Annotated in this window: 2 tRNA genes and 3 rRNA genes; all 5 read right to left on the reverse strand. The window is 53.4% G+C overall.

Annotated elements, in window-relative coordinates:
• Window positions 1–99: 99 nt before the first annotated feature.
• Window positions 100–214, reverse strand: a 5S ribosomal RNA gene (gene rrf, locus AC1DYF_RS39815).
• Window positions 215–455: 241 nt separating this feature from the next.
• Window positions 456–3,254, reverse strand: a 23S ribosomal RNA gene (locus AC1DYF_RS39820).
• A gap of 452 nt (window positions 3,255–3,706) precedes the next feature.
• Window positions 3,707–3,782: transfer RNA gene (locus tag AC1DYF_RS39825), tRNA-Ala, on the reverse strand.
• Between the two features lie 42 nt (window positions 3,783–3,824).
• Window positions 3,825–3,901: transfer RNA gene (locus tag AC1DYF_RS39830), tRNA-Ile, on the reverse strand.
• A gap of 374 nt (window positions 3,902–4,275) precedes the next feature.
• Window positions 4,276–5,758, reverse strand: a 16S ribosomal RNA gene (locus AC1DYF_RS39835).
• Together the 16S, 23S and 5S rRNA genes with 2 tRNA genes alongside form the textbook arrangement of a ribosomal RNA operon.
• Between the last annotated feature and the right edge of the window lie 145 nt (window positions 5,759–5,903).

Genomic DNA, 5,903 nt, shown 5'->3' on the forward strand with positions numbered 1-5,903 from the left:
TGCCGTAACACGAATAGGCCGCTTTGTGCGACCTTTCATCGTATCCGCTTGTTGGCGGTTTTGTGTGTTTGAGGTATCGATTGACGTTGCGTTTTGCAGACCTGGCAGCGACCTACTCTCCCGTGCCTTAAGACAAAGTACCATCGGCGCTGGGGCGTTTCACGGCCGTGTTCGGAATGGGAACGGGTGCAGCCACCCCGCCAGAACCACCAGGTCGGCAAAGCGCAACGTCAATCGATCGAGAAGCTGGGGGACTTCGTCCCTTTTCATTTTAAAGATTGATACGGCTCTTGTGGCACTAAACGAAGCGCAGCTTCGCAAGGCCAAAGGCCGTCGGCCACTTCAGGTTTTTGCCATCAGGCAAAATACCTTGGCCGGCCCGTCCGGAGCCCTTTCGGGCGTCAGGACATATACTGTTCGTGCTTTCAGCACGAGATGATCATTGATCAATGAGAACGATCAAGCCTATCGAGCTATTAGTACCGGTAAGCTCCACACCTTACGGCGCTTCCACACCCGGCCTATCAACGTGGTCGTCTTCCACGGCTCTCAGGGAACACTCGTTTTCAGGTTGGTTTCCCGCTTAGATGCCTTCAGCGGTTATCCATTCCGTATATAGCTACTCTGCACTGCGGCTGGCGCCACAACAGATCCACCAGAGATACGTCCATCCCGGTCCTCTCGTACTAGGGACAGATCCTGTCAATATTCCTACACCCACGGCAGATAGGGACCGAACTGTCTCACGACGTTCTGAACCCAACTCACGTACCGCTTTAAATGGCGAACAGCCATACCCTTGGGACCTGCTCCAGCCCCAGGATGCGATGAGTCGACATCGAGGTGCCAAACAACCCCGTCGATATGGACTCTTGGGGGTCATCAGCCTGTTATCCCCGGCGTACCTTTTATCCGTTGAGCGATGGCCCTTCCACGCGGGACCACCGGATCACTATGACCGACTTTCGTCTCTGCTCGACTTGTCAGTCTCGCAGTCAGGCGGGCTTATGCCATTGCACTCGACGAGCGATTTCCGACCGCTCTGAGCCCACCATCGCGCGCCTCCGTTACTCTTTCGGAGGCGACCGCCCCAGTCAAACTACCCACCATACACTGTCCCGGACCCGGATGACGGATCGCGGTTAGACATCCACGAAGATAAGGGTGGTATTTCAAGGATGGCTCCACAAGAACTGGCGTCCCTGCTTCAAAGCCTACCACCTATCCTACACATGCCTTGGCGAATGCCAGTGTAAAGCTATAGTAAAGGTGCACGGGGTCTTTCCGTCTGACCGCAGGAACCCCGCATCTTCACGGGGAATTCAATTTCACTGAGTCTCTGCTGGAGACAGCGGGGAAGTCGTTACGCCATTCGTGCAGGTCGGAACTTACCCGACAAGGAATTTCGCTACCTTAGGACCGTTATAGTTACGGCCGCCGTTTACTGGGGCTTCGATTCAAAGCTTGCACCTCTCCTCTTAACCTTCCAGCACCGGGCAGGCGTCAGACCCTATACGTCGCCTTGCGGCTTCGCAGAGCCCTGTGTTTTTGATAAACAGTCGCTACCCCCTGGTCTGTGCCACCCTCCAACACTTGCGTGTTAAAGGGTCACGCTTCTTCCGAAGTTACGCGTGCAATTTGCCGAGTTCCTTCAGCAGAGTTCTCTCAAGCGCCTTGGTATGCTCTACCTGACCACCTGTGTCGGTTTCGGGTACGGTCTATAATGGTGGAGCTATTTCCTGGAACCGCTTCCCTGCCCAATCAATCCAATAAGATTGAACAAGTTACGCAATCCGTCACTTCCACCAGGCCCACGAATATTAACGTGGTTCCCATCGGCTACGCTTTTCAGCCTCACCTTAGGGGCCGGCTAACCCTGCTCAGATTAACTTTAAGCAGGAACCCTTGGTCTTTCGGCGAGAGGGTCTCTCACCCTCTTTATCGTTACTCATGTCAACATTCGCACTTCCGATACCTCCAGGATCTCTCACGAGTCTCCCTTCACAGGCTTACGGAACGCTCCGCTACCCCTGAACATCGTTAGATGTCCAAGCCTCAGCTTCGGTGCATGGCTTTAGCCCCGTTACATTTTCGGCGCAAAGACCCTTATCTAGACCAGTGAGCTGTTACGCTTTCTTTAAATGATGGCTGCTTCTAAGCCAACATCCTGGTTGTTTTGGGATCCTCACATCCTTTCCCACTTAGCCATGACTTGGGGACCTTAGCTGGAGGTTAGGGTTGTTGCCCTTTTCACGACGGACGTTAGCACCCGCCGTGTGTCTGCCGATTAGTACTCCCCGGTATTCGGAGTTTGGTTAGGATCAGTAAGACGGTGAGTCCCCATAGCCCATCCAGTGCTCTACCCCCGGGGGTATTCGATCGACGCTCTACCTAAATAGATTTCGCGGAGAACCAGCTATCTCCAGGTTTGATTGGCCTTTCACCCCTAGCCACAAGTCATCCCAATCTATTGCAACAGATGCGGGTTCGGCCCTCCAGTTGGTGTTACCCAACCTTCAGCCTGCTCATGGCTAGATCACCTGGTTTCGGGTCTAATGCAACTAACTAAACGCCCTATTAAGACTCGCTTTCGCTGCGCCTACACCTACCGGCTTAAGCTTGCTAGATACACTAAGTCGTTGACCCATTATACAAAAGGTACGCAGTCAGCCTCGCGGCCTTCCACTGTTTGTAGGCAACCGGTTTCAGGTTCTATTTCACTCCCCTCGTCGGGGTGCTTTTCACCTTTCCCTCACGGTACTTGTTCGCTATCGGTCATGCACGAGTACTTAGGCTTGGAGCGTGGTCGCCCCATGTTCAGACAGGATTTCACGTGTCCCGCCCTACTCTAGGACATCAGGTGTTCTACATGTACGGGGCTATCACCCGCTAAGGCCGGACTTTCCATTCCGTTCCATTTTATTCCCTGATGCCACTGGCCTGGTCCGCGTTCGCTCGCCACTACTTGCGGAGTCTCGGTTGATGTCCTTTCCTGCAGGTACTTAGATGTTTCAGTTCCCTGCGTTCGCTTCTTACACCCTATCTTTTCAGGTGTAGATACTCCTTATCAATGCTTGGAACCTCGCTCGTCGTTAGACGAGCCAGATTACCAAGCATCAGGAGTGGGTTCCCCCATTCGGAAATCCATGGATCAAAGCCTATTCGCGGCTCCCCACGGCTTATCGCAGCGTATCACGTCCTTCATCGCCTGTGCATGCCAAGGCATCCACCAATTGCCCTTTTGACACTTGATCGTTCTCATTGCCAATGATCATCAAAACCGCGAAAGCGGTTTTGATCTCTGTGTTTTGTCCTGACGCCCGAGGGGCTCCGGACGGGCCGCCAAAAAGTTGGCGACGGCCGTTCGGCCTTGCGGAACTTATCCTTCCGAAAGCGCCTCAAGCACCGGACAAACAGAGATCATTTAAGCAATCAATCTTTTGATGCAGATAAAGATCTGCATCTTTAGACCAGCTTCTCGAGACATGCGGACTGATGTGCGGTCAGCAACATCAACCAGACCGTCCGCCAGATGAGCCCGAAGGCGCAAACAGCTAAAACGATCCATGACAGGCAAAGTCCATAAGGACAGTCCCCGCATGTCTTCTCTTCACGATGTGGTTAAGAACAGGCAACGCTTCCCTAAGGAAGGATGCAAACTTGTTTTCTCTCAAAAGGATTTATATCCGCCAACTCGACACCAGAATGGTGGAGCTGAGCGGGATCGAACCGCTGACCCCCTGCTTGCAAAGCAGGTGCTCTCCCAGCTGAGCTACAGCCCCATTTCTGAGTGAACCCCGACAAAGCAAGGCTTTGCAGAGATATGGTGGGCCCGGGAAGACTTGAACTTCCGACCCCACGCTTATCAAGCGTGTGCTCTAACCAACTGAGCTACGGGCCCGTATTAGGTCCTAGCGGCAGAAAGTCTTGCTGGTCGGCAATCCGAAGCCTTCTGGCTTCGCAAGGCCAGAGGCCGTCAGCCACTTCTGGTTTTTGCCGTAAGGCAAAATACCTAGCCGCCCCGTCCGGAGCGTAGCGGTCGAAGACCGCGTCAGCGTGAGGACAGAACAAAATCAGGCAAAGCCCGATTAAATCCTTTTGAAGAAAGAGAAACGTGAACGGCGGAGTCCGCCTACCGATCGAACCGAAGTTCGTCGGCGTATGCATTCGACAGATCTGACTGATCCATCTTGTTCTAAAAAGCACGGGAAGGTTCATCTCAAGGCAAGTCGAAGACTTGTCCGAAGCGTCTTACCAATTCCACAGCTTCCTTAGAAAGGAGGTGATCCAGCCGCAGGTTCCCCTACGGCTACCTTGTTACGACTTCACCCCAGTCGCTGACCCTACCGTGGTTGCCTGCCTCCTTGCGGTTAGCACAGCACCTTCGGGTAAAGCCAACTCCCATGGTGTGACGGGCGGTGTGTACAAGGCCCGGGAACGTATTCACCGTGGCATTCTGATCCACGATTACTAGCGATTCCAACTTCATGCACTCGAGTTGCAGAGTGCAATCCGAACTGAGACGGCTTTTGGAGATTAGCTCACCCTCGCGGGTTAGCTGCCCATTGTCACCGCCATTGTAGCACGTGTGTAGCCCAGCCCGTAAGGGCCATGAGGACTTGACGTCATCCCCACCTTCCTCTCGGCTTATCACCGGCAGTCCCTCTAGAGTGCCCAACTGAATGATGGCAACTAGAGGCGAGGGTTGCGCTCGTTGCGGGACTTAACCCAACATCTCACGACACGAGCTGACGACAGCCATGCAGCACCTGTGTGCAGGTCACCGAAGTGAAGAAATCCGTCTCCGGAAGTCGTCCTGCCATGTCAAGGGCTGGTAAGGTTCTGCGCGTTGCTTCGAATTAAACCACATGCTCCACCGCTTGTGCGGGCCCCCGTCAATTCCTTTGAGTTTTAATCTTGCGACCGTACTCCCCAGGCGGAATGTTTAATGCGTTAGCTGCGCCACCGACATGCATGCATGCCGACGGCTAACATTCATCGTTTACGGCGTGGACTACCAGGGTATCTAATCCTGTTTGCTCCCCACGCTTTCGCACCTCAGCGTCAGTAATGGACCAGTAAGCCGCCTTCGCCACTGGTGTTCCTCCGAATATCTACGAATTTCACCTCTACACTCGGAATTCCACTTACCTCTTCCATACTCAAGATACCCAGTATCAAAGGCAGTTCCAGAGTTGAGCTCTGGGATTTCACCCCTGACTTAAATATCCGCCTACGTGCGCTTTACGCCCAGTAATTCCGAACAACGCTAGCCCCCTTCGTATTACCGCGGCTGCTGGCACGAAGTTAGCCGGGGCTTCTTCTCCGACTACCGTCATTATCTTCATCGGTGAAAGAGCTTTACAACCCTAGGGCCTTCATCACTCACGCGGCATGGCTGGATCAGGCTTGCGCCCATTGTCCAATATTCCCCACTGCTGCCTCCCGTAGGAGTTTGGGCCGTGTCTCAGTCCCAATGTGGCTGATCATCCTCTCAGACCAGCTATGGATCGTCGCCTTGGTAGGCCTTTACCCCACCAACTAGCTAATCCAACGCGGGCCGATCCTTTCCCGATAAATCTTTCCCCCGAAGGGCTCATACGGTATTAGCACACGTTTCCATGCGTTATTCCGTAGAAAAGGGTACGTTCCCACGCGTTACTCACCCGTCTGCCGCTCCCCTTGCGGGGCGCTCGACTTGCATGTGTTAAGCCTGCCGCCAGCGTTCGTTCTGAGCCAGGATCAAACTCTCAAGTTGAGAATTGATCATTAGCCTTCATCATCGCTCGAAATTGACGAGAGTTCAAAAACTCAAAATCCCAATCAGTGCAAAACACCAACCAAAATCGAGCTTTCGTCTTCTCATTTCAAAACGTAGACTGGCCAAAGTCTCTTTCGGTAAC

The sequence above is a fragment of the Rhizobium sp. P2_G9 genome (assembly GCF_056403475.1).